Raw genomic sequence first — 23495 nt, 5'->3', positions numbered from 1 at the left:
CTGCCCGTTCCTCCGGCCGATCCGCTCCATGACCAACACGCCCCGCGACGCAGATGTCAACGACCCGGCGGCCGAGGCCGTGGTGGCGCGCATCCGCCGCATCTCCATCGTCTCCTCGCTGATCATGATCGCCGGCGTCGGCTCCGTGCTGGCGGTCATCGCCTATCGTCTGATGGGCGCGCCGGGCTCGGGGCCGATCCTGTCCGGGACGATCGACCCGGAGGGCGGGCGCGTGGTCTCGGCGGTGGCGGCCGACGGGCGGCTGACGGTGACCTATGACCGCGGCGGGGCACCGGTCATCGTGGTCTATGACCTCAGGACCTTCAAGGAAACCCACCGCGTCAGCGTCGGCGGGCCCCAGGTGCCACGGCCCTGAACGGGCCTTGGGCGGGACGCATGGCGGCTTGTGCGTCGTTCGAGGCTCGCTTCGCGCGCACCTCAGAGTCTGGCCCGTATTGTGGAAACGCCACCCTCTCCACCGTCATGGCCGGGCTTGTCCCGGCCATCCACGACTTGAATGCGACCGAAATGGCCAAGTCGTGGATACCCGGCCCAAGGCCGGGCATGACGAAATCCCTATCTCGAACCTTTATGGGCCAGCCTCTCAGAACAAGGGAGGTTCAGGCCTGCATCAGGGCTGAAGTGTCCCCACCCTTACCCTCCCCGCTTCGCGGAGAGGGAGACTATGGCCGCGTGATCCTGCTTAAACCGGTACGCCAGGCACGACGGTCGAATCCAGGCGGGACGCGGTCGTCCCTCTCCGCGAAGCGGGGAGGGTCAGGGTGGGGTTCTCCCCGGTCCCCAGACCGCCAAATCGAAAGGCCCGGCGCGGGCCGGGCCTTCCACAGTTCCTTGACAGGACGCAGCCGCCAGCCTCAGGCCGTGGCGCGGATGACCCGGCCGACCTTCTCGACCAGTTCGCCGATCTCGGTCTCGGAGATGATCAGCGGCGGGGTGACCACCACCGTGTCGCCGGCCGTGCGGATCATCAGCCCCTCGTCGAAGAAGGCCTGGTCGATGCAGGCAAAGCCGCGCTTGCCGACGCCGTCCTTGCTGGGCTCGAAGTCGATGGCGGCGGTGAGGCCGACCTGGCGGATGTCGAGCACGCCGGGAATGTCCTTCAGATGCGAGAACACGGCATCCGCCCAGACCGGCTCCAGCGCCTTGGCGCGGTCGAACACGCCCTCGTCGCGATAAAGGTCGAGGGTGGCAAGGCCGGCCGCGCAGGCCAGCGGGTGCGCCGAATAGGTGTAGCCGTGGAACAGCTCCACCACATGCTCCGGCCCGTTCATGAAGGCGTCGTGGATATGCTTGCGGGCAATGACGCCGCCCATGGGCGTGGTGGCATTGGTGACGCCCTTGGCGAAGTTCAGCATGTCCGGCACCACGCCGTAGCGCTCGGACGCGAAGGGCGCGCCAAGGCGGCCGAAGCCGGTGATGACCTCGTCGAAGATCAGCAGGATGTCGTGCTTGTCGCAGAGCTCGCGCAGGCGCTTCAGATAACCCTGCGGGGGCGGCAGGACGCCGGTGGAGCCGGCCATGGGCTCGACGATGACGGCGGCGATGGTGGAGGCGTCATGCAGCGCGACGAGGCGCTCCAGCTCGTCGGCCAGGTGGGCGCCCCATTCCGGCTCGCCCTTGGAGAAGGCCTGCTTCTCGCGGTTGTAGGTGTGCGGCAGGTGGTCGGCGCCGGCCAGCAGGGAGCCGAAGAACTTGCGGTTCGGCACGATGCCGCCAACCGTGATGCCGCCGAAGCCGACGCCGTGATAGCCGCGCTCGCGGCCGATCAGCCGCGTCTTGGAGCCCTTGCCGCGGACGTTCCAGTAGGCCAGCGCGATCTTCAGCGCGGTGTCGGCGGCCTCCGAGCCGGAATTGCAGAAGAACACGTGGTCGAGGTCGCCGGGCGCCAGGCTGGCGATGCGGCTGGCCAGCTCGAAGGCCTTCGGGTGGCCATACTGGAAGGTCGGCGAGAAATCGAGCTCGGCCGCCTGCTTCTGGATGGCCTCGACGATGGGCTCGCGGCCGTGGCCCGCATTGGAGCACCACAGGCCCGCCGTGCCGTCCATCACCGGGCGGCCCTCGGGGGTGTAGTAGTACATGCCCTTGGCGCGGGCCACCATGCGCGGCCGGGCCTTGAAGGCGCGGTTGGCGGTGAACGGCATCCAGAACGCGGCAAGGTCGTTCGGAATGGCCGTGGTGGCAGCGTCGTCGGCGCCGACAACGCGCAGGGCGCTCGTCTTGGACATGAAGAAAAAGTCTCCGGAAGGGGCGGAACGGAGAGAGACCATACCAAGCGGGGCCGGGGGAACAAGGTCGCAGGTGGAAGGGGAGGGATGCGGGGGCAGGGCCCGGGGGGCCTGACCCGGCCTGCCGGACTTTGCGGTCCCCTGAATTGGTCAGGTCAGTCCGCATGGCCGGACGGCCTGCCGCCTCCCGTCACCCCCGGCGAGGCCGAAGGCCGAGGGAAGGGGGTCCAGCGTGTCGGGGGCGGCGCGATGGATTCTGGATCCCTTCCCCTCGCTTCGCTCGGCCGGGGATGACGGGTGGTGCCCGGCATAAGGTCAATGATCCTTGAATAGGAAAGAAAACTTGACACCCTTGACCCTCTCAGGCAGGATGCCCGCTCGGTTGGAGAGGGGCGGATCACGATGGTCGGCGCGATGGCAGGAAGGGTCTGGCTCGAGGCGGCGGCGCTGGCGAAGCTGCGCGTCTGGCTGCTGGCGGGCCTTGCAACGCTGCTGCGGCTGGCTCTGCCGCGGCGTCCGGCCGGGGCGCTGCGCGCAACGCAAAACCCTCTCCCGCGGGCGGAAGAGGGTGGGACCTTCGTCAGGGCAGGTCGTGTCGGGGTGTGGAAACCGGGCATCCGGGGCATGGGCAGCCCGAACTGCCACGCGCCGGACGCGAGGGGCGGCGCCTTCGCGATCAGGCCCCGCCGCCTCCTGTCGTCACATCACCACCACGCGGGTGCCGACGCGCACCCGGCTGTAGAGGTCGATGACATCCTCGTTGCGCATGCGGAAGCAGCCGGAGGACACCGCCTGCCCGATGGTCCAGGGCTCGTTGGAGCCGTGGATGCGGTAGAGCGAGGAACCGAGATAGAGCGCGCGGGCGCCGAGCGGGTTGTCCGGGCCGCCGGCCATGAAGCGCGGCAGGTCCGGCCGGCGGCGCAGCATTTCGGCCGGCGGGCGCCAGTCCGGCCACTCGGCCTTGCGGGTGACGGTCTTGGTGCCCGACCAGCCGAAACCGGGCCGGCCGATGCCGACGCCATAGCGGCGGGCCATGCCGTCGGCCTGGACGAGGTAGAGGTAGCGCTGGCGGGTGTCGATGATGACCGTGCCGGGGCGATGCGTGGTCTGGTATTGCACGACCTGCGGCAGGAAGCGCGGGTCGATGCCGCGGGCGGGCGTCGAGGCGGGGCCTGCCATGCGCCGCGGCTCGCCCTGGGGCAGGGGCGAGCGCACCGGCTCATAGGCGGACAGGACCGGCCCGCGCCGCGGTTCGGCGGGGATCACCAGCGGATCGTGCTGGCGCGCCGGTCTGCCTGCCGCCTGTCCGGCGGGCCGGGCTCCGGCAATCGCGCCGGACCGGGCGCCGGCCGGCGGCTGGCCACCCTCGAACAGGAACTCGATGAAGCCGCCGCCGAGATCGCCCCGGCGGGCGGAGGCGACCTGTGCGGCCGCATCGGTTGCGACAAGGGGGGCGGCAACCAGCAGGGCTGCGGCAAGGGCGGTGATACGCAGACAGGTCATCGACGGACTCTCACACATACGCGTCGGCGGAACAGGTCGGTCAGGGCAGGCCCGACAGGCGCTCATGGCCTTCGATAAGCCGGCCGAACGGCAAGCGGAGGGTTAACGCGGCCGCCTTCGCGACGCTGCGGAAGCGCGGGGAAGGCTGGAACCGTTCCTCAAGGTTAACGCGCTGCAAATGCCAGCGTTTTCCGCGGCCCGGGGCCTTAAGCCGTCATTATCCCTAACGATTTTCTGTTTCGCGATGACCGGTTCCGCCGCATCGCGACAACCCGTCCTTAACGCTCCCGCCCGGAAGGTAACCGGGTCGGGGAACCCCCTCCCGGACGCACAACCATGCCCGGAACGTCATGCCCGGATCTTCCATGCGCGCCAAACGAGCCTTCCGGATCGAATCCTATGGACAGCCGATGCAGGCCCTGCCCCATGCGGGCGGCGGCGGCACCGGCAGCCACAGCGAGATCATCTCCGAACTGCGCGAGCTGAAGGCCCTGATCCGCCCGGCGGAGGAGGTCTCCCGCCAGATGATCGAGGCCTATCGCGGCGAGATGCAGGAGGCGATGAAGCTCAAGGCCGAGCTCGACCAGATCTGGCAGGCCATCGACAAGACCAAGCACGAGATCGCCACGCTCCACGTCACCGGCTTCAAGGGCAAGGAGATGTCGCGCGTCACCCACGAGCTCGACGCCATCGTGGACGGCACCGAGGAGGCGACCGAGGGCATCCTGGCGGCGGCCGAGGGCATCGACCAGATCGCCTCGCAGCTGGCCGCCAAGTTGAAGAGCTCCCAGGATCGCGGCGCCGTGGACGACATCCAGCAGCGCATCGTCACCATCTTCGAGCACTGCAACTTCCAGGACCTCACCGGCCAGCGCATCACCAAGGTGGTCAACACGCTGAAGTTCATCGAGGAGCGCATCATGCGCATGATGGACATCTGGGGCGGGCTGGAGAGCTTCAAGGACATTCCGGTCGATACCATCGTTGCGGCCGAGGGCGATGCCGCTCTGCTCAACGGGCCGAAGATCGACGGCGAGGGCGGCCACGCCACGCAGGACGACATCGACGCCCTGTTCAACTGAGGCAGCCGGCGCGCCCGCCGCCTTTCGGGCACGCGGGCGCCGCGATTCCGCCGGGGCGCCGTGGCGGCTTATGATCGCCAACGATCCTGCCTCCTGATTCGGGCCTGATGCGCCGCGCCCCTGTTTCCGCCTCCCTGATCGCCGGCCTGGTCGCCGGCCTGCTTGCGGGCCCGCTGGCCCTGCCGGCGGCCGTCCGCGCGGCAAGTCCGGCCGAGCGCGCCGAGGCCGAACGCCGGGAGCGCCAGCGCGAACTCGATGCCGTGCGCTCGGACATGGCGCGGGCGAGCGCCGAGCGCGCGCGCATCGAGCGCGAGATCCTGACCATCCGCGCCGACCGGGCGGCGATCGTCCAGCGTGGCATCGAGGCCGCCGCGAAGGTGCGCGCGCAGGAGGAGCAGGTTGCCGCCACCGAGGAGCGGCTCGCCGCGCATGACCGCCGCCGCATCGCCATCCGCACCTCGCTGCACGAACGCCGCGCGCTGATCGCGGAGGTGCTGGCCTCGCTCCAGCGGATGGGGCGCCGGCCGCCGCCGGCCCTTCTGACCGGCTCCGACGACGTGCTGCGCAGCGTGCGCACCGCCATGCTGCTGGGAACGCTGGTTCCGGAAATGCGCGAGAGCGTGCGGGTTCTGGCCGCAGACCTGGAGGAGCTTGCCGCCCTGCAGCGCTCGACCGCCGCCGAGCAGGAGCGCCTGAAGGGCGAGATCGTGGCGCTCGACAACGACCGCATCCGCATGGAGGCGCTGGCCGACGCCCGCCAGGGGCAGATCGCCGAAACCGAGCGCACGCTCGCCGGCGAGCGCCAGCGGGCCGAGACGCTGGCCCGGCAGGCCGGCAATCTCGAACTTTTGATCGGCCGGATGGAGACCGAGATTGCCGCCGCGCGCCGGGCCGCCGAGGCCGCGCGCACCACCGTGGTGGCCCGCTCGGGCACTGCCGAGGACCGGCGCCAGCAGATGGCGGCGCTGCAGAATGCAGGCCGCATGAGCCCCGCGATCCCCTTCGAACAGGCTCGCGGTGGCCTTTCGCTGCCTGTCCTCGGGGTCCGGCTGAGGACTTTCGGCGATCCGGACGGCCTTGGCGGCACCGAGCGCGGCCAGTCGATTGCCACCCGTCCGGGCGCTTCCGTGACCGCGCCCGCCGATGGCTGGGTGGTCTATTCCGGGCCATTCCGGACCTATGGCCAACTCTTGATCCTGAATGCCGGCGACGGGTATCATGTCGTCCTTGCCGGAATGGACCGGATCACGGTTGATCTCGGACAGTTCGTGCTCGCAGGTGAGCCGCTGGGCGTGATGGGCGATCAACCTCCTCCGGCAGCAGCCGTGACGACGGGCTCTTCCCAGCCCGTCCTCTATGTCGAGTTTCGCAAGGACGGGTCGAACATCGACCCGACGCCTTGGTGGGCCCCGCGGCCGCCGGGTGCGCAGGCCAATGAAAGGGTTCGCGGATGATGCGCAGAGCTTCGATCCTCCTCGCCGGAGCCGCCATGGGCGCGCTGGCGACCATTGCCGTGACCCAGCCAAGGGCGCTGCTCGGCATGACCGCCAACGCGGCGGCCTCCGACACCTACCGCCATATCAACCTGTTCGGAGACATCTTCGAGCGGGTGCGCACGGACTATGTCGAGAAGCCGGACGACGCCAAGCTGATCGAGGCGGCGATCAACGGCATGCTCACCTCGCTCGATCCGCATTCGAGCTTCCTGGACTCGCGCAACTTCCGCGACATGCAGGTGCAGACCCGCGGCGAGTTCGGCGGCCTCGGCATCGAGGTCACGCAGGAGGAGGGCCTGATCAAGGTCGTCTCCCCCATCGACGAGACGCCTGCCGCGCGTGCCGGCATCCTCGCCAACGACATCATCACCCATATCGACAACGAGCCGATTCAGGGCCTGACCCTGCAGCAGGCCGTTGAGAAGATGCGCGGCCCCATCGGCTCGAGCATTACCATCCGCGTGACCCGCCAGGGCGCCCAGCCGCGCGACATCGCGATCGTGCGCGACCGCATCATCATCCGCGCGGTGCGCCACCAGATCATCGACGAGGACATCGGCTATGTCCGCGTCACCCAGTTCAACGAGCAGACCACCGAGAACCTGCGCAAGGCCATCGAGGAGATCAAGGCGAAGGTGCCGGCCGACAAGCTGCGCGGCTATGTCATCGACCTGCGCAACAATCCGGGTGGCCTGCTCGACCAGTCGATCTCCGTGTCCGACACGTTCATGGAGCGCGGCGAGATCGTCTCCACCCGCGGCCGCAACGCCGAGGAGACCCAGCGCTGGAACGCCCGCGCCGGCGATCTGACCGCGGGCAAGCCGGTGATCGTGCTGATCAATGGCGGCTCGGCCTCGGCGTCGGAAATCGTCGCCGGTGCCCTGCAGGACCACAGGCGCGCGACCGTCCTCGGCACCCGTTCGTTCGGCAAGGGGTCGGTGCAGACCATCATCCCGCTGGGCAGCCAGGGCGCCCTGCGCCTGACCACGGCGCGCTACTACACGCCGTCGGGCCGCTCCATCCAGGCCCGCGGCATCGATCCGGACATCGTGCTGGAGCAGCCGGTGCCGGAGGAACTGCGGGCCCGCCTGCAGGAGAATCGCGGCGAGGCCGGGCTGCGCGGACACCTGCGCAACAGTGGTCAGGACGGCAACCTGGAGCGCTCGGCTTCCTCGGTCTATGTCCCGCGTGAGCAGAAGGACGATGTCCAGCTGAACCGCGCCTACGAACTGCTGCGCGGCACCGCCACCGATCCGGCCTTCCCGCCGGGCCAGCGGGCCGCCGCCACGCCGCCCGCGACGCCGGCTCCGGCCAGTCCGGCGCCGGCCAGTCCGACGCGCTGACCGGTTCTGCGATCCGAACCCCCGGCCCCTGGCCGGGGGTTTTTCGTCTCCGGCCTGCCGCCTGATCCCGCAGGAATTGCCCGATGAGCCTTTGCCGTTCGCAGACGCGCGACTTCGCCGACATCATTGTCTCGACCTGGCAGCAGGGCCGGCAGATATCCCCGCTGACGGAGGCTGAACCGACCTTCGACATGGCGGACGCCACGCGTGTGGGCCATGAGGTCATGCGCCGGCGCATGGCAGCCGGCGAGGTTCCGGTCGGCCGCAAGATCGGCTTCACCAACCGCACGATCTGGGACGAGTACGGCGTTCACGCGCCGATCTGGGGCCCGGTCTACGACAGGACGCTGCGGATGGTCGACGGACCGGCGGACCTGTCGCTTGCCGGCCTCGTCGAGCCGCGCATCGAGCCGGAGATCGTCTTCGGCTTCCGCTCGGCCGTGTCGGCGGATATGGACGAGGTCGCGATCCTCGACGCGGTGGACTGGGTCGCCCATGGCTTCGAGATCGTCCAGTCGCTGTTTCCCGGCTGGCGCTTTGCCGGGGCCGATTGCCAGGCCGCCTTCGGGCTGCACGGGGCGCTGGTCTGCGGGCCGAAAGTGCCGGTGACCGGCGACCGGCAGCGCTGGCTGAAGGACCTGACGGATTTTGCGATCACCCTCTCGCGCGACGGCGAGCGCATGGACCGCGGCCTCGGCACCAACGTGCTGGACGGGCCGCTCTCGGCGATCCGGCATCTGGCCGGCGTGCTGGCCGCCGATCCGGAGGCGAGCCCGGTCGGGCCGGGCGAGGTGATCACCACCGGCACGGTGACGCGGGCCTTCCCCATCGCCGCGGGCGAGACCTGGACGACCGGGATCGAGGGACTCGATGTCGCACCCATGCGGCTGAGGCTGGTCTGAGGGATCGGGCGTTCCGGTTCTGACCGTTGCAGCCCGCCCTTCCAGCTGAACCTTTTCGGGCCAGATCGACACCCACGACCCGTGGGGTTGTCATCGCGTTGCCGCCCGCATGCGGCGTCGTCGGACAGGCAGCCCGTTCGACAGGCGGCGCCCTTGCATGCAGGATCGCGCGCAAGGCTCTTCGGGAGGTTCGGGCCATGGGACACGGGACGAATGAAGCGGCAGGCCGGCGACTGCTGGCCCTGACGCTGCTTGCGCTTCTTGCCTGCGGGCCGGCACTCGCCGACACCGCGCCCCAGGACCCGCAGGAGACGCAGGAGCCGCCAGCGGCGCGGTCCGCACCGTCCAGCAATGCCATGACGTTCCGGATGGTCGAGGGGCAGGGCCTGTTCGGCCTGACGCGCTGGGTCCAGGCGTCCGGAGCGATCTTTGCCGACACGGCCGAGCGCTTCGAGCAGTTCGCCCGCAGCCATCCGGTTTCCGGCCTGACGGTTGCGCTGGATTCGCCCGGTGGCCGCGTGCTGGCAGGCGTGCGCCTCGGCCGGGCGTTCCGCGCCGCCGGTGTGAACACGACCGTCGCGCGGACGATGACAGGGTCGCAGCCGGGCGGGGCGGTGTCCGCCATGGTCGCCCATGGCATCGCCTGCGGGTCGGCCTGCACCTATGCGTTCATCGGCGGCGTCCAGCGCACGATCGCCACGACGGCCCGGTTTACCGTCCACCAGTTCAGCCGCACCTTCGGCCGGGACGGGCGGCTGGAGGCCGGCGCCCTGACCCAGGCCCAGTACGAGAACGCCCAGCGCCTCTCGGCCGAGCTCGCCGTGCATATCCAGGACATGGGCGTGGATGCGCGGCTGCTGCGCCTGGCCGCGTCCGTGCCCTATGGCCGGCCGATGCGGTTGCTGACCGGCCAGCAGATCGGCGATCTGCGGATCGCCATGTCGACAACGGTGAACGAGGCCGCGCGCGGCGCCACGGGCTGGCTGGAATCGGCGCGGCCGGTCGCGCCCCAGCTGTTCCGCCGGACGATCCGTTCAGCGGAGGCCAGCCGCCGCGTCGACGAGGAGATCACGCTGGTCTGCCACCGGGAAGCCAGCCGCGTCGCCCTGCACTACCGCGTCATCCTGGTGCAGGGTCTCGGCGAAACGCCCGCGCGTGTCGAGGGCCTGCGCGCGCGGCTCGCCGATCAGGTGCTCGACTGGCAGCCGCGCGGCCGCCAGCCGGAGATCCGCGCCAATGGGGCCTCGATGTGGATGACCGTCGCCGTGCCTCGGGAGGCCCTTCAGGCGGCGGCGCGGACCGGGTCGTTCACCGTCGAATTCGGTGGAGAGGGGCCGCTTGCGGGGAGCAGCGGCTTTGCCGAGGGGCTCGGGCAGAGGCTGGACGGTTTTCTCGCCGCCTGCGACGGCCTTCGCAATGCGCAGTCCGCCACGCGCTGAGGCCGGCGCCGGCAGGGACGCTCTTGCCAGGACGCGCTGCCCTCAGAGTCTGGCCCGTATTGTGGCAGCACCACCTTTTCAACGTCATGGCCGGGCTTGTCCCGGCCATCCACGACTTGAATGCGACCGCCAAAGGCCAAGTCGTGGATACCTGGCCCAAGGCCGGGCATGACGAAATCCCTATCTCGAACCTTTATGGGCCAGCCTCTCAGGTCTCCACGACGGTGCGGCCGGCCTTGTCCTCCGCCTCGCTGGCCATGAACTGGGCCCTGGCGAGGGATGCGAAGACCCCGCCCCTCGCCACCAACTCGTCGAAGGAGCCGGTCTCGATCACCCGGCCCTGGTCGAAGACCAGGATGCGGGTGGCGTGGCGGATGGTGGCCAGGCGGTGGGCGATGACGAAGGTGGTGCGGCCCTTCATCACCTCCTCCAGCGCCAGCTGAAGCTTCTGCTCGGTGGCGGCATCGAGCGCCGAGGTCGCCTCGTCGAGGATCAGCACCGGCGGGTCCTTCAAAAGGGCGCGCGCGATCGACAGGCGCTGCCTCTCGCCGCCGGAGAGCGAGCGGCCGCGCTCGGCGACCTCGGTGTCGAGGCCCTCCGGCTGGCGGCGCAGGAACTCCATGGCCTGGGCGCGTTCGCAGGCCGCCCACAGCTCCTCCTCCGTCGCCTCGGGCCGGCCGACCAGCAGGTTGTCGCGGATCGTGCGGGCAAACAGCATCGGCTCCTGGAACACCACGCCGATATGGCGCCGGAGCGAGACGAGCCTGACGTCGCGGATGTCGTGTCCGTCGAGGGTGACGCGGCCGGATTGCGGGTCGAACACCCGGTGCAGCAGCGACAGGGTGGTGGACTTGCCCGATCCGGTCGCGCCCACCAGCGCGATGGTGTCGCCGGGGTGGGCGACGAAGGTGAGATCGGCCACGGCCGGGCGCTTGCCGTCATAGGAGAACGAGACGTTCTCGAAGGCGACGCGGCCCTCGACATGGGGGATGTCGATGGCGCCGGGCCGGTCGTGGACCTGCGGGGCGGTGTCGATCACCTCGAAGAAGTCGCGGATCTTCGGGCCTTCCATGAACACGGAATTGATGAAGCCGACCAGCGCCTCCAGCTTGCCGATCAGCATGGTGGCAAAGCCCATGAAGGTGACGATCTCGCCGATGGTGGCGAGCCCGTTGATGTGCAGCCAGGTGCCGACGAGGAAGATCGACAGGACGGTGAGGGTTGCCGAGGCGCGCGAGGCGACCGCCGCGATGGCCCACCAGGACAGGACCGGGATCTGCGCGGCCAGCAGCGCGTCGATGGTCGCCCGCATGGCGTGCAGTTCGGCCTCCACGCGGGTGAAGGACTGGATGACCGGCACGTTGCCGAGCGCGTCGGTCGCCCGCTCGGCCAGGGCGTTGTGATATTCCTGGACGCGGCCCTGAAGGCTCTCGGTCTTCCTCAAAACCCAGCTGGTCAGGAAGAAGAAGAAGAACACCATGACCACCAGCAGCACGCCCAGCCGCCAGTTCACCCACAGCGAGATCGGCACCAGGAAGACCAGCGCGATCAGCGAGGCGCAATGCTCGCGCAGGAACGACAGCAGCAGCCAGGCCATGGCATTGGAGCCCTCCAGCATCTGCTTCAGCAGGCGGCCGGAATGGGCTCCCGAATGGTAGGAGAGCGGCAGGTTCAGCACATGCTCGAAGAAGTGATGCATGAAGGCAAGGCGGCGGCGGTGCGACATGCGGTCGGCGTGCAGCGCCACCAGAACGCCGGCCCCGATGGTGACGATGCCGAACACCACCCAGGCGCCGACCAGCGGCAGGATCTCCGACCATGTCACGAGGCGCCCCTGCGCCTGCGCGCGGGTCAGCGTGTCGATGATCCGGCCGAACAGGATCGGCTCGGCGAACATGATGAGCGCCAGCGCGATGTTGCACGCCAGCAGGATCATGCCGAGCCGGGTCTCCGGTCCGAGCTGCCGGAGAACGCGCCAATAGACTTTGAGGAGTGACATGCGCCGGCCCTTTGCCCGCTTTTCCGGAGTTGCCTCCGGACTGCGTGTGAAACACGGGAACGGGTGCGCCGCAAGCGGGATGATGGGCGCGCAGGGCGCCGTCAGCCGGGCGGATTGATCGGCCGGTTGAGCGTCCAGTCGAAGGTGCCCGCGTCGCGCTCGGCCACCGCCTGTCGCCAGCCGCGCTCCTCGGCACGGGTCTTGAAATTGATGCCCTCCGGCGAGTGGCGGGTCATGCCGTCGAACAGGGTGGCGAACATCTGCGTCTGCTTCAGGCCCATGGCCTCGATGGCCTGGTTGACCACCAGCTTCTGCATCATCAGCTGGTTGACCGGGACGCTGGCCATGCGGCCGGCGAGGCGCTCCACCTCGGCGTCGAGGCCTTCGGCCGGCACCGCCTTCAGGACGAGGCCGATCCGCTCAGCCTCCCGGCCGTCGATCGTGTCGCCGGTGAAGAGCATGCGCTTGGCCCGTTCCGGCCCGAGGCGATAGACCCACATGGCCGTGGTCGGGCAGCCCCAGACGCGCACCGGCATGTAGCCGATGCGGGCCTCCTCGGCCATGACGATCATGTCCGCGCACAGCGCGATGTCGGAGCCGCCGGCCACCGCGAAGCCGTGGACCTTGCAGATCACCGGGCGGTGGGAGCGCCAGAGCGACATGAACAGCTCGGTGTTCCGCATCATGAAGGCATAGTCCTTCATGGGGTCCCAGGGCATGTCCTGCGTCGCCTGGCCGTTGCCGTTGCCTTCCGCGTAATAGGCGAGGTCATAGCCGGCGCAGAAGGCCGGGCCGTTGCCCGCGAGCACGATGACATGGACGGCAGGGTCGGCATTGGCCTCCGCAACCGCAGCGGCGAGGGCTGCCGGCAGTTCGTCGTCGATGGCGTTCATCACCTCCGGCCGGTTGAGCGTGATGCGGCCGATGCGACCGTCCTTCTCGTAGAGCACCTTGGGCATGGCCTTCTCCCCTTGCGGGTCCCGGTGCCCGCCTTTGCGGCCATGCTAGCCCTGCGCGGCCGGGGAGGGGAGGCCGGCCGGACGGCGGGGCGCGGCACCGCGGCCCGGGGCATCGTGCGGGCCCGCGGCGCCGTGGCCCGGTGGCGGGGACGGGCGGAACGGGCGGGCGGAACGGGATTGACCGGCCGGACCCTTTGCGCTTATGAAGCGCGCTCCGCCACGCGCGGCCGCGCTCCCTTCGTCTAGCGGTCTAGGACGTCGCCCTCTCACGGCGAAAACAGGGGTTCGAGTCCCCTAGGGAGCGCCAGACTTTCTCCAGATCCTGAACAAGCCCTACTTTGCGCGGCACGTCCGTCTGGCGATCGGCGCTAGCTGGCAGCGGCGGCAAAAACCTTGCTCAGCGCGTCGACAAGCTGCTCATCGGAATAGAGCAGCGGATCGCCCTGCGATTCCACGAGCCCCTTCATGGTGAGCAGTCCGAGCGCGGACACATAGGCGAGGAAGGCGAGCATGCGCGGCTCGACCTTGCTGCGCGGGCTGCCTCCGGCGAGCTTTCGCGCCGCGCCGCCGAAGATCATGTCGTTGATCGGACGGATGCGCGCGAACTGTTCCGCCGACAGCTGGAACCCGGCCGAACTGGACACCTGCCCGAGCATGAAGGCGAGGCGGAAATCGTCCATCTGCGGGGCATAGCCCTCGACGGTGTTGCGGATGATCGCGGCAAGGGCGGCCGGCCCGGTCTCGACCGTCTCGACCGCATCGCGGACCCGCTCGCCCTTGCCGGCCCAGATCGCGAAGACGAGTTCGAAGACCAGCACCTCCTTGGAGGCGAAATAATAATAGAGCCCCGTCTTCGACATGCCGGCCTCACGCGCGACCGCGTCGAGCGTCACGGCGGCGATGCCATCGCGGAGCAGGACAGTGCGGGCAGCGGCAAGAATATCCTCGCGCGAGCGGTCACGGCGGCGCTGCTGTCGCGCGCGCCGGGCCGCGGTCGGGTCGGATGTCGGGTCGGATGTCGGGTCGGCCATACCGGGTGTCTCTCGCGGGTCCGGACAGGTCTGGTACCAGCCGTACATAAAAAAGTCCAGAAGTTGACTTTTTCGACCGTTGGTCTAAAAACAGAAACCAGAGACGCCGGGCAACAACCGCCGGGCCGGGCTTTGGGGGGCATCCATGGACCAGTTGACGCTGACGAACCCGGTTTTCGCGACCTATGCCATTGCCGCCGCCATCATGGTGCTGAAGGGCGTCGCGATGTCCTGGCTTACCGTCGTCCGGCTGGTCACGGAGAATGCCGGCCTGCGCAGTCCGGAGGACCTGAGGAAGACCCCCTTCAACCCCAATCCGGACCCGGCCCAGCTTGGACCGAACGACCGGGTGGACCGCATCCGCCGCATCCAGCAGAACGATCTCGAAAGCCTGCCGTATTTCTTCATGGCCGGGCTGCTCTATGTCACCACGATGCCGCCGCTCTGGCTGGCGCAGGTGCTGTTCTACGGGTTCGTCGTCACCCGGCTGGCGCATTTCGTCGCCTATTACACCGCACAGGACCACGAGATCCGGGCGGCGCTGTGGACGCCGGGGTCGCTGGTCATCCTCTACCTTGGCGGCGCGTCGCTGGTCGCGGCGTTCTGAAGCGGTTTCGTCACGAGCGCGCCGGTCCCATCCCGCCCCGTCTCACGCCTGCGCCTGCGGCATCCCGTAGACCGGTGTCGCAAGGCCCTCGTAGCGGGCCTTGAACTGGATCGCGAGATAGCGCGAATAGTGCCTCGACTGGGCGAGGTTGCCGCCGTGGAACCACAGGCCCGGCTGGGCGGTCGGCTTCCACATGTTGCGCAGTTCGCCGACCCAGGGACCGGGGTCGCGCGCGGTTCCAGACCCCATGCCCCAGCAGGGGCCGACGCGATCGGCGACCTCCTGCGAGATGAGGTCGGCGGCCCAGCCGGTCATCGAGCCATAGCCGGTGGCATAGACGACGAGATCGGCCGGCAGGCGCGTGCCGTCGTCGAGCAGCACCGCGTCTTCGGTGAGGCTTGCAACGCCCACGCCGCTGCGCAGGGCGATCTGGCGGCTGGCGATCAGTTCCGATGCGCCGACATCGATGTAGTAGCCGGAGCCGCGGCGCGGATACATCAGGCCGAGGCCGGTCTCGTCCTCGCCGAAGGTCAGCTGGAAGCCGACCGCGCGCAGGCCGTCGTAGAAGGCGGCGTCCTCCTGCTTCATGCGCTCGACGACGGGTTTGAGCAGTTCCGGCAGCACCGCGAAGGGCGTCGAGGCCACGATCAGGTCGGCCGTGTCGACGTCGATGCCGGCCTTGACGGCCGCTTCCGAATAGAGCGCCCAGCCGAGCCGCTGGACGGTTTCGGATCGCACGACCAGCGTCGGCGAGCGCTGGATCATGGTCACGCTGGCGCCGTGTTCCCACAGGTCGGCGGCGATGTCGTGGGCCGAGTTGTTGGCGCCGATGATGACGCAGCGGCGGCCGGCATAGCCCGCGCCGCCCGGATGGGCGCTCGAATGATGCTGCACGCCGCGGAACATGTCCTGGCCGGGCAGGCGCGGCATTTCCGGCTTGCCGGCCATGCCGGTGGCGAGCACGAGATGCTTCGGGCGAAGCGTCGTCACCGCGCCGTCGCGCTCGACGGTCACCGTCCATTCTGCCGTCGCCTCGTCATAGGCGGCGCTGCGGCAGGCCGTGCCCGTCCACAGGTCCAGTTCCATGATGGCGGCATAGGCCTCCAGCCAGTCGCCCATCTTGTCCTTCGGCGTGAACACCGGCCAGTGGTCGGGGAAGGGCAGGTAGGGCATGTGGTCGAACCAGACCGGGTCGTGCAGGCACAGCGAGCGGTAGCGGTTGCGCCAGGCATCGCCGGCCCGCGGGTGGCGGTCGACGACCAGCGCCGGAACGCCGATCTGCTTCAGCCGGGCCGCGAGCCCGAGGCCTCCCTGGCCGCCGCCCACGATCAGCACATAGGGTTGCCGGTCGAGGCCGAGCCGGGCGTCCTCGGCGCGCTGGTCAGCCCAGGTGCGCCGGTTGCGGATCGCGCCGTGGACTGTGCCGAGCGGGCGCGTCTCGCCGCGCTTCTCCTCGAAGCCCTTCAGTTCGCGCAGCGTCGTCAGAACGGTCCAGCCGCGGCCGTTCCTCAGGCGGGCGTGGCCGCGACCATGGCCGGCCGCCGTCTCGAAGGTGAACCAGAACTCGATGCCGGACCCTGTGGTGCGAACCTCGCCATCGAGCGTCAGGGCCGTGGCGGCTGTCCTGCCGCCGCATTCCGCCAGCATGGCCGCGATGGCGGGCCGGCCCTCGCATGTGGCGATGTTCCAGGTGAGCGCGACGAAATCGCGCCAGTAGCAGTCGTCGCCGAAAAGCTCCGCGGCACGCGACGGATCCTCGCCCGCAAGGCAAGCGGCCAGTTCCGAAAGCCAGTGTGATGCCGTCGCCTGCCCGTCCATGCGCTCTTCTCTCCCGGTTGCCCGTGCGGGGAGAATGGTGGGGCATGGTTCGCCTGCCCGGCAATGCGCCCGAACGACCGGCAGCCGTGCGGCGGCCCGCCGGCGCTTCGCGTGACAGGCGCTTCGCATGGCAGGCTTGGCAAATCCGCGCCGTGCGCCTAGCCATCGCACCGGACCCGCGCGAGGCCGCACCCGCATGAACACAGACCCCAAGCGCATCATCGTCTATGTCGATGCCGATGCCTGCCCGGTGAAGGACGAGATCTACCGGGTCGCGCAGCGCTACCGGCTGCATGTCGCGGTGGTGGCGAACGCGCCCATCGCGGTCCCGCGCGAGCCGTGGATCGAGCGCGTGGTGGTGAGCGAGGGGCCCGATGTCGCCGACGACTGGATCGCCGGCCGGGCGGTGCGCGGCGATATCGTCGTCACCGCCGACATCCCGCTGGCGGCGCGTGCGGTGAAGGCGGGCGCGACCGTGCTGGCGCCCAATGGCCGCCTGTTCGACGCCGGCGCCATCGGGCTGGCGCTGGCCACCCGCAACCTCATGGACGATATCCGCTCGGCCGGCGGCACGACGCGCGGGCCGAACGCCTTTTCCGCCCGCGACCGGTCCGCCTTCCTCTCGGCCATGGACCTTGCCGTGGTCAGGCTGCGCCGCGACGGTTTTCTGGCGGGCTGATCCGGCATTGCAGCAGGGCAGCCACGCGAGGCCAGCCGCGCGCGTGACCTCGCCGTGACCGCGCCGCTAGGATGGCCCTCTCACGCGCCCGGCCGGAGGTCGTCATGCACGGATCGAACCCGCTCTCCCTCGCCAACTCGGTCGATACCGCCCTGCGGGCCCGGGCGCGGCAGGTCATTCCCGGCGGGCTGTGGGGCCATCTGAACGCCGCCAGCCTGCCCGAGGGCTATCCGCAGTTCTTCGCGCGCGGCGAGGGTTGCCGGGTCGTCGATGTCGATGGCCGGGAGTTCATCGACTTCATGTGCTCCTGGGGACCCATCGTGCTGGGCCACCACCATCCGGCCGTCGAGGCCGCCGCGCGGGACCAGGCCGCCCGCGGCGATACGCTCAACGGCCCGGCGCCGGTGCTGGTCGATCTCGCCGAGCTGATGGTAGGCATGATCCCCCATGCCGACTGGTGCCTGTTCGAGAAGAACGGGGGTGATGCCACCACGGCCGCCGTCACCATCGCGCGCGCGGGCACGGGCCGGCGCAAGCTGCTCGTCGCGCGCGGCAGCTATCATGGCGCCGTGCCGTGGTGTTCGCCCTCGCTTGCCGGCGTGACCGCCGAGGACCGGGCGCACATCATCCTCTACGACTACAACGACGTGGCCAGCGTCGAGGCGGCGGTCGACGCGGCCGGTGGCGACCTTGCCGCGATCCTCGTCACGGCCTTCCGGCATGACATGGCCAGGGCGCTCGACCTGCCCGATCCGGTCTTTGCCCGCCGCCTGCGCGAACTGTGCGACGCGGCCGGTGCGGCCCTGATCGTCGACGACGTCCGCGCCGGCTTCCGCCTTCATCTCGGCGGGTCGTGGGAGACGATCGGCGTCCGGCCCGATCTCTCCGCCTTCAGCAAGGCGATCGCCAACGGCTATCCGCTGGGCGCGATTGCCGGCGGCGAGCGCTGGCGCGAGGCGGCGACCAAGATCTTCACGACCGGCTCGTTCTGGTGCGCGGCGGTGCCGATGGCGGCGGCGCTGGCAACGCTCACCGAACTGAAGCGCATCGACGGACCCGCGGTCATGGCCCGCATGGGCCAGCGGCTGCGCGACGGGCTGGCCCGCCTCGCCGCGCGCCACGGCGTCGCGATCAGCCAGAGCGGACCGCCGCAGATGCCGCTCGTGCTGTTCGACGACGATGCCGGCTTTGCCAAGGGCTCGGCCTTCTGCAGCGCCGCCCTGAAGGCCGGCGCCTACTTCCACCCCCGGCACAACATGTTCCTCTCCTGCGCCCATACGGAGGCGGACATCGACACCGCGCTGGAGGCGGCCGATGCCGGCTTTGCCGCCGTGGCGCGGATGGGGTGAACGATCGCGCGAGAGGACGTGATTGGTGCCCTGCATCGGGCAAGAGCGTCCTTCGAGGCTCTCCCGTTCCGGGCTCGCGCCTCAGGATGAGGGGGTTGGTGGCTTGCATGTGTGGCGAACGCAGCTCGATTGGCTGTGCTCATTCAACCATGATGGAATCCACTCCCTTCCTCATCCTGAGGTGCGAGCTGTAGAGAGCCTCGAAGGACGCAATTCCATCTCTGCAGGGCAGCGACTTCCGACCCGCAGATCGCCTCAGACCAGCGCGTCGAGCGCCCTGACCAGGGTCGGATGCGGCTGGCCGAAACCGAGTGCCTGCTCGATGGCGAGACCGGCCTCCAGGATCAGGCGTTCGGAATATTTCGGCCCCACCACCTGCAGCCCGATGGGAAGACCCGAGGCGGACAGGCCGCACGGCGCGGTCGAGGCCGGCTGGCCGGTCAGGTTGAAGGGCAGGGTGAAGGGAACGCTGTCGCGCCAGCGGTCATAGGCCTGGCAATGGTAGATGGTTTCCACAGCCGGAGCGACATGCGGCATGGTGGGCGTCAGCATGAGGTCGTAGTCGCGGTGGAACATCGCGAATTCGCGGCCGAGGGCGGCGCGGGCCGCCTCCGCATCCAGCAACTGGTCGATGGTCACGGCCATGCCGCGCTCGGCCAGATCGCGGAAGGCCGGATCGAGGTCGCCCCAGCGATCCTTGGGGATCATCCGCATCCGGCGTGCGAAGGCGCCGATCCAGTAAACCTCGAAGCGGCTCTTCAGTTCGCCGATGGGGGAGGCCACTTCGGTGATCGAGGCGCCGCGGCTGCGCAGCGTCTCAACGGCCGCATCGACGACGGCGCGCACCTCGGCATCCGCGCCGATGCCGCCGAGCACCGGCACATAGGCGATCCGCAGGCCCTCAAGCCGCGGCTGCAGCCCGGCGAGCCAGCCGTCGGAGGCCGGCGGCAGGGCGAACCAGTCGCGGTCGTCCGGCCGGGCCATGACGTCGAGGGTCGCGATGGCGTCCTCCACCGTGCGGGCGATCGGCCCGCCAGCGACGAGGGTTGCGAACATGCCCTCCTGAAGGTGATGCGGCACGCGGCCGAAGGTCGGCTTGATCCCGTAGAGCCCGCAGAGATTGGCCGGGATGCGGATGGAGCCGCCGCCGTCATTGCCGAAGGCGACGGTGCCGATGCCGGCCGCCACGCAGGCCGCCGCGCCGCCGCTGGAGCCGCCGGGCGATGTCGCGATGTTCCAGGGATTGCGCGTCGGGCCGTCCTGCAGCGGGCCATCGGTCAGGCCCTTCCAGCCGAATTCCGGCAGCCGCGTCTTGCCGAGGATCACGGCGCCTGCCTCGCGCAGCCGGGCGACCACGGGGGAATCGGCCGCAGCCGGGGCGTCGGAGGTCGTCAGCGAGCCGTGGCGGGTGGGAAAGCCGGCGACATCGACATTGTCCTTGATGGTGACGGTGATGCCGTCGAGGGGCCCCAGCGGCCGGCCGGCGGCCCAGCGGTCATCGCTCTCCTGCGCCGCCTTCAGCGCGCCGTCGACATCCACGACCTGCATGGCATTGAGACGAGGGTCGATGCGGGCGATGCGCTCCAGGTGCTGGCTTGCGATGGCGCCCGGCTTCAGGGCGCCCGTCGCATAGCGCTCGCCCAGTTCAGCAATGGTGAGGAAGCAGTTGGCATCGGTCATGGGGCTACTTTCAGGCCGCCTTCGGCCGGTGCTGCGCCCAGGGGCGCGTCAGTTCCAGAAGCGAGGCGAAGCGCATCACGTCGGTGTCCTGGCCCCAGCGGCCGACGACCTGGATGCCGGTGGGCAGGCCATCGGTGCCAAAGCCCGACGGGATCGAGATGGCCGGGTGGCCGGTGAGGTTGAAGGGATACTGGTAGGAGGTCCAGCCCTGCCGGGTGATGCCGCATTTCACGCCGTCGACCTCCACCTCGTCGTTGGCGGCATCGAAGCCGACCGGCAGTGCGGTGCGCGAATGGGTCGGCATGACGAGGAAGTCGTAGCGCTCGAACAGCGTCTGGATCTGGCGGAACAGGGCGGTGCGGGCGAATTGCGCATTGCGGAAATCGGCCAGCGAGAAGGTCGCGCCGCGCTGCATGAAGGCCAGCGTCACGGGGTCCATCTGGTTCTGCCATTTCGGCAGGAAGGGCGCGCAGAACACCGAGAAATTCGACTGGTAGAGGATGCGGCCCTCAAGCTCGATCCAGTCGATGGCGTCGGTGACCTCCTCCACCTCCGCCCCCAGACCCGCCCAGGCATCGAGCGAGGCAAGGGTGTTGGCGCGCATGTCGGCGGCGACGCGCGGATTGGCGCAGCGCTCCACATAGCCGATGCGGATGGCGGACAGGTCCTGCCCGATCAGCCCCGGGGACAGTTGGCGCCGGTCCTCGCCGCCCTGCGTCCAGGGGTCCTTCGCCGTGGCGCCGCTCAGCACCGTGTGCATGATCGCCGCATCGGTGACGGTGCGGCTCAGCGGTCCGGCATAGATGTTGTTGCCGAAGGCATCACGGGTGGTGTCGTAGGGCACGGCGCCAAGCGTCGGCTTCAGCCCGACGAGACCGCAGCAGGCCGCAGGTCCGCGCACCGAGCCGGCGCCGTCCGTGCCGAGGCCGAGGGGGGCAAGGCCCGCCGCCACCGCCGCCGCCGCGCCGCCGCTCGAACCGCCCGGCGTGCGCTCCGTGTTCCACGGATTGCGCGTGATGCCGAAGCTCGGCCCCTCAGTCAGGCCCTTGTTGCCGAATTCCGGCGTGGTGGTCTTGGCCACGATGATGGCGCCGGCCTGGCGCAACCGCGTGACGAGAATGTCGTCGGCCCTGGCCACGTTGTCGGCGAAGATCGCCGTGCCGTGGGTGGTCCTGACACCCGCCACGTCGACGAGGTCCTTGATATGGACGGGAACGCCGTGGAGCGGGCCGAGCGGCTCGCCGGCCATGACCGCATCCTCGGCCCGCTGCGCATCGGCAAGCGCCTGGTCGGCCATGATCGTGACGAAGCAGTTCAGCCGCGGCTGCGCGCTCTCCATCGCTGCCAGCACGGCCCTCGTATAGGTGACCGGAGACAGCTTGCGCGCCCGGATCAGGGCGGCTGCCTTCGTTGCGGACATGAACAGGAGGTCGGTGTCGGCCATTGCGGCTCCTCGCGATGCGAGCGTTGCGCCCGTCGTGGCCCGCTGCGCGCGCCGGCCCGTGATGATCTTGTGGCGCGATATTCATTGCGTCCAGACGGCCGGAGGGTTGAGCTGCATGTTGCAGGGCAGGCCTGCAGGAGAAAGAAATTGCCGCCAACCGATTGCACGGCGCGCCGGCCCGGCTAACCTTGGACGGCCTATCGACGTGCAACCTCAACGGGGCCGCGCGCCGGCCTCTCCGGCTTCGTCACACGAGCGAGGAGACAGCCATGGCCTTTGTCAATCTGACCCGCAGGAACGCTCTTGCCGGTGCGGCCGCCATCAGTGCGGCCAGCATCATCCGCCCGCGCGAGGCGCGCGCGGACAAGTCGCTGACGGTCGTGCTGGAATCCGAGGTCATCATCTTCGACCCGCATTTCACCACGGCGGCGATCACGCGGACGTTCGGCTACCATATCTGGGACACGCTGTTCTCGATGGACGGCAAGGGCGACATCCAGCCCCAGATGGTGGCCGCCTACGACACCTCGCCTGACAAGCTGACCTGGACCTTCACGCTGCGCGACGGGCTCAAGTGGCACGACGGCGCGCCGGTGACGGCCGCCGAATGCGTGGCGTCGATCAACCGCTGGTCGCCGCGCGATGCCATCGGCCGCATGCTGCGGGCCGCCACCGCCTCCATGGCGGCGAAGGACGACAAGACGTTCTCCATCGTGCTCAAGGAGCCGTTCCCGCTGATGCTGCCGGCGCTCGGCAAGGCCAATGCGCCGCTTCCGGTGATGATGCCGATGCGCTTCGCCTCCACGCCGGGCGACCAGCGCATCACCGTGCCGCCGGTGGGTTCGGGACCGTTCCGCTTCCGCGCCGACCTCTGGCGGTCCGGCAACTCGATGATCCTGGAGCGCAATCCGGACTATGTCTCGCGCCCGGAGCCGGCCGATTTCCTGGCCGGCGGGCGGTCGGTGAAGATCGACCGGATCGACCTGCGCGTCATGCCGGACCAGATGACCGGCGCCAGCGCCCTGATCAAGGGCGAGATCGACTACATGCAGTATCTGCCGTTCGACGCCCTGCCGCTGTTGCGCCGGGCGCGCGACGTCAAGCTGCTGGGCATCGGCGGAATCCATCAGTTCCAGGGCAATTTCCGGCTCAATCACGAGTTTCCGCCGTTCAACGATCCGGCGGTGCGGCGCGTGCTGTGGAAGCTGGCGGACCAGTCCTCGATCCTCTCCGCCATCGGCATCCCGGAGGAGTTCCGCGCGCCGCAATGCCCCTCGTTCTGGATGTGCGATGCGCCGCTCTCCACCACGGCCGGCTCGGAGATCGCCCGGGTCGACATCGAAGCCGCCAAGGCGGAACTGAAGGCCACCAGCTATGCCGGCCAGCCGGTAATCATCATGGAGGTGGCGGGTTCGATCAGCCAGACGGCGGCACAGGTTCTGGCCCAGAACATGAAAAATGCCGGCTTCACCGTCGACGAGCAGACGATGGACTGGGGCACGGTGCTTGCCCGCCGCGCCAAGAAGGACGGCTGGTCCATGTTCGCGGTCTATTCCAACGGCACAGACATGATCTCGCCGCTGAACCACTTCTACATCGCCTCCACCTGCGCCGATTTCCCCGGCTGGTCCTGCGACACGCGCATTCCGGACCTGCTCAAGGCGTTCACGCGCGCGGAGGATCAGGCCGCGCGCAAGAAGGTGGCCGAGGAGATCCAGAAGATCGCCTACGAGCTGACGCCGTCCGTCATGTGGGGGCAGTTCACCATTCCCGCCGGCTACCGCGCCAATCTGCGCAATCTGCCTCAGTCGTCCTATCCCATGTTCTGGGACGTCGACCGGTGACAATCGGCGGCTGATGCCGCGGGACGCGATCGGGTCTGGACGGTTATGCCGCCCGGACCTGCCATCGGCAGGGC

The 23495-nt window shown here is 69.3% G+C and carries 17 protein-coding genes, 1 tRNA gene and 1 pseudogene; 11 read left to right on the top strand and 8 right to left on the bottom strand.

All coding sequences use genetic code 11. From position 1 onward, the window contains the following. Positions 1–28: 28 nt before the first annotated feature. Positions 29–376 carry a hypothetical protein gene (locus tag ACTIFS_RS12405; protein WP_439574417.1) on the top strand — a complete coding sequence of 116 codons (348 nt, stop codon included), beginning with the start codon at positions 29–31 and terminating at the stop codon, positions 374–376. Positions 377–875: 499 nt separating this feature from the next. Here the strand turns inward: ACTIFS_RS12405 and ACTIFS_RS12400 are convergent, their stop codons facing one another. Next, on the bottom strand, positions 876–2246 hold the full coding sequence (locus tag ACTIFS_RS12400; RefSeq protein ID WP_439574416.1) for an aspartate aminotransferase family protein: 1371 nt from the start codon (positions 2244–2246) through the stop codon (positions 876–878). A 699-nt stretch (positions 2247–2945) separates the two neighbouring features. Then, positions 2946–3749, bottom strand: a complete 804-nt coding sequence (locus ACTIFS_RS12395; protein ID WP_439574415.1) for a L,D-transpeptidase — start codon at positions 3747–3749, stop codon at positions 2946–2948. Positions 3750–4114: 365 nt separating this feature from the next. On the opposite strand from ACTIFS_RS12395, the gene ACTIFS_RS12390 reads away from it, so the two are divergent. From ACTIFS_RS12390 to ACTIFS_RS12370, 5 genes are all read left to right on the top strand, one after another. Beyond that, positions 4115–4831, top strand: coding sequence for a protein phosphatase CheZ (locus ACTIFS_RS12390; protein WP_439574414.1), 717 nt, complete (start codon positions 4115–4117; stop codon positions 4829–4831). Positions 4832–4938: 107 nt separating this feature from the next. After that, positions 4939–6285 carry a murein hydrolase activator EnvC family protein gene (locus ACTIFS_RS12385; protein ID WP_439574413.1) on the top strand — a complete coding sequence of 449 codons (1347 nt, stop codon included), beginning with the start codon at positions 4939–4941 and terminating at the stop codon, positions 6283–6285. Then, on the top strand, positions 6282–7670 hold the full coding sequence (locus tag ACTIFS_RS12380; protein ID WP_439574412.1) for a S41 family peptidase: 1389 nt from the start codon (positions 6282–6284) through the stop codon (positions 7668–7670). The genes ACTIFS_RS12385 and ACTIFS_RS12380 overlap by 4 nt, the downstream gene beginning before the upstream one ends. Positions 7671–7753: 83 nt before the next feature. After that, positions 7754–8572 carry a 2-keto-4-pentenoate hydratase gene (locus ACTIFS_RS12375; protein ID WP_439574411.1) on the top strand — a complete coding sequence of 273 codons (819 nt, stop codon included), beginning with the start codon at positions 7754–7756 and terminating at the stop codon, positions 8570–8572. A gap of 197 nt (positions 8573–8769) precedes the next feature. Continuing rightward, on the top strand, positions 8770–10011 hold the full coding sequence (locus tag ACTIFS_RS12370) for a hypothetical protein (protein ID WP_439574410.1): 1242 nt from the start codon (positions 8770–8772) through the stop codon (positions 10009–10011). A 208-nt stretch (positions 10012–10219) separates the two neighbouring features. On the opposite strand, the gene ACTIFS_RS12365 is transcribed toward ACTIFS_RS12370, so the two are convergent. Then, the gene (locus ACTIFS_RS12365; RefSeq protein ID WP_439574409.1) at positions 10220–12010 is read right to left on the bottom strand and encodes a glucan ABC transporter ATP-binding protein/ permease; all 1791 of its coding nucleotides are present in this window, start codon (positions 12008–12010) and stop codon (positions 10220–10222) included. A 101-nt stretch (positions 12011–12111) separates the two neighbouring features. Continuing rightward, positions 12112–12975: pseudogene (locus tag ACTIFS_RS12360) on the bottom strand (crotonase/enoyl-CoA hydratase family protein); the annotation flags it as partial. A gap of 225 nt (positions 12976–13200) precedes the next feature. Here ACTIFS_RS12360 and ACTIFS_RS12355 point away from each other — a divergent pair. Further along, positions 13201–13276 (top strand) — tRNA-Glu (locus tag ACTIFS_RS12355). A 61-nt stretch (positions 13277–13337) separates the two neighbouring features. Here ACTIFS_RS12355 and ACTIFS_RS12350 read toward each other — a convergent pair. Further along, positions 13338–14000, bottom strand: a complete 663-nt coding sequence (locus ACTIFS_RS12350; RefSeq protein ID WP_439574408.1) for a TetR/AcrR family transcriptional regulator — start codon at positions 13998–14000, stop codon at positions 13338–13340. Between the two features lie 145 nt (positions 14001–14145). Here ACTIFS_RS12350 and ACTIFS_RS12345 point away from each other — a divergent pair, with 145 nt between their 5' ends. Continuing rightward, positions 14146–14607: an MAPEG family protein gene (locus tag ACTIFS_RS12345; protein ID WP_439574407.1), complete on the top strand. Its 462-nt coding sequence runs from the start codon at positions 14146–14148 to the stop codon at positions 14605–14607. A 42-nt stretch (positions 14608–14649) separates the two neighbouring features. On the opposite strand, the gene ACTIFS_RS12340 is transcribed toward ACTIFS_RS12345, so the two are convergent. Then, the gene (locus tag ACTIFS_RS12340; protein WP_439574406.1) at positions 14650–16425 is read right to left on the bottom strand and encodes an NAD(P)/FAD-dependent oxidoreductase; all 1776 of its coding nucleotides are present in this window, start codon (positions 16423–16425) and stop codon (positions 14650–14652) included. Positions 16426–16621: 196 nt separating this feature from the next. Here ACTIFS_RS12340 and ACTIFS_RS12335 point away from each other — a divergent pair, with 196 nt between their 5' ends. Both ACTIFS_RS12335 and ACTIFS_RS12330 read left to right on the top strand, forming a co-directional pair. Next, entirely contained in the window at positions 16622–17104 is a 483-nt protein-coding gene (locus ACTIFS_RS12335; protein ID WP_439574405.1) for a YaiI/YqxD family protein, read from the top strand. Positions 17105–17208: 104 nt separating this feature from the next. Beyond that, positions 17209–18453 (top strand): aminotransferase class III-fold pyridoxal phosphate-dependent enzyme, encoded by a 1245-nt coding sequence (locus tag ACTIFS_RS12330; RefSeq protein ID WP_439574404.1) that lies wholly within the window; start codon positions 17209–17211, stop codon positions 18451–18453. 255 nt (positions 18454–18708) lie between these two features. On the opposite strand, the gene ACTIFS_RS12325 is transcribed toward ACTIFS_RS12330, so the two are convergent. Both ACTIFS_RS12325 and ACTIFS_RS12320 read right to left on the bottom strand, forming a co-directional pair. After that, positions 18709–20133 (bottom strand): amidase family protein, encoded by a 1425-nt coding sequence (locus tag ACTIFS_RS12325; RefSeq protein WP_439574403.1) that lies wholly within the window; start codon positions 20131–20133, stop codon positions 18709–18711. Positions 20134–20143: 10 nt separating this feature from the next. Then, complete coding sequence (locus ACTIFS_RS12320) at positions 20144–21577, bottom strand: amidase (protein ID WP_439574402.1); 1434 nt, start codon at positions 21575–21577, stop codon at positions 20144–20146. 269 nt (positions 21578–21846) lie between these two features. Here ACTIFS_RS12320 and ACTIFS_RS12315 point away from each other — a divergent pair, with 269 nt between their 5' ends. After that, positions 21847–23421 (top strand): ABC transporter substrate-binding protein, encoded by a 1575-nt coding sequence (locus ACTIFS_RS12315; protein WP_439574401.1) that lies wholly within the window; start codon positions 21847–21849, stop codon positions 23419–23421. Positions 23422–23495 lie beyond the last annotated feature (74 nt).

It is taken from the genome of Phreatobacter sp. (assembly GCF_051860605.1).
Classification (GTDB): Bacteria; Pseudomonadota; Alphaproteobacteria; order Rhizobiales; family Phreatobacteraceae; genus Phreatobacter.
Note: the sequence above shows the minus strand (reverse complement) of the source record. Positions and strands in the feature narration are given on the sequence as shown.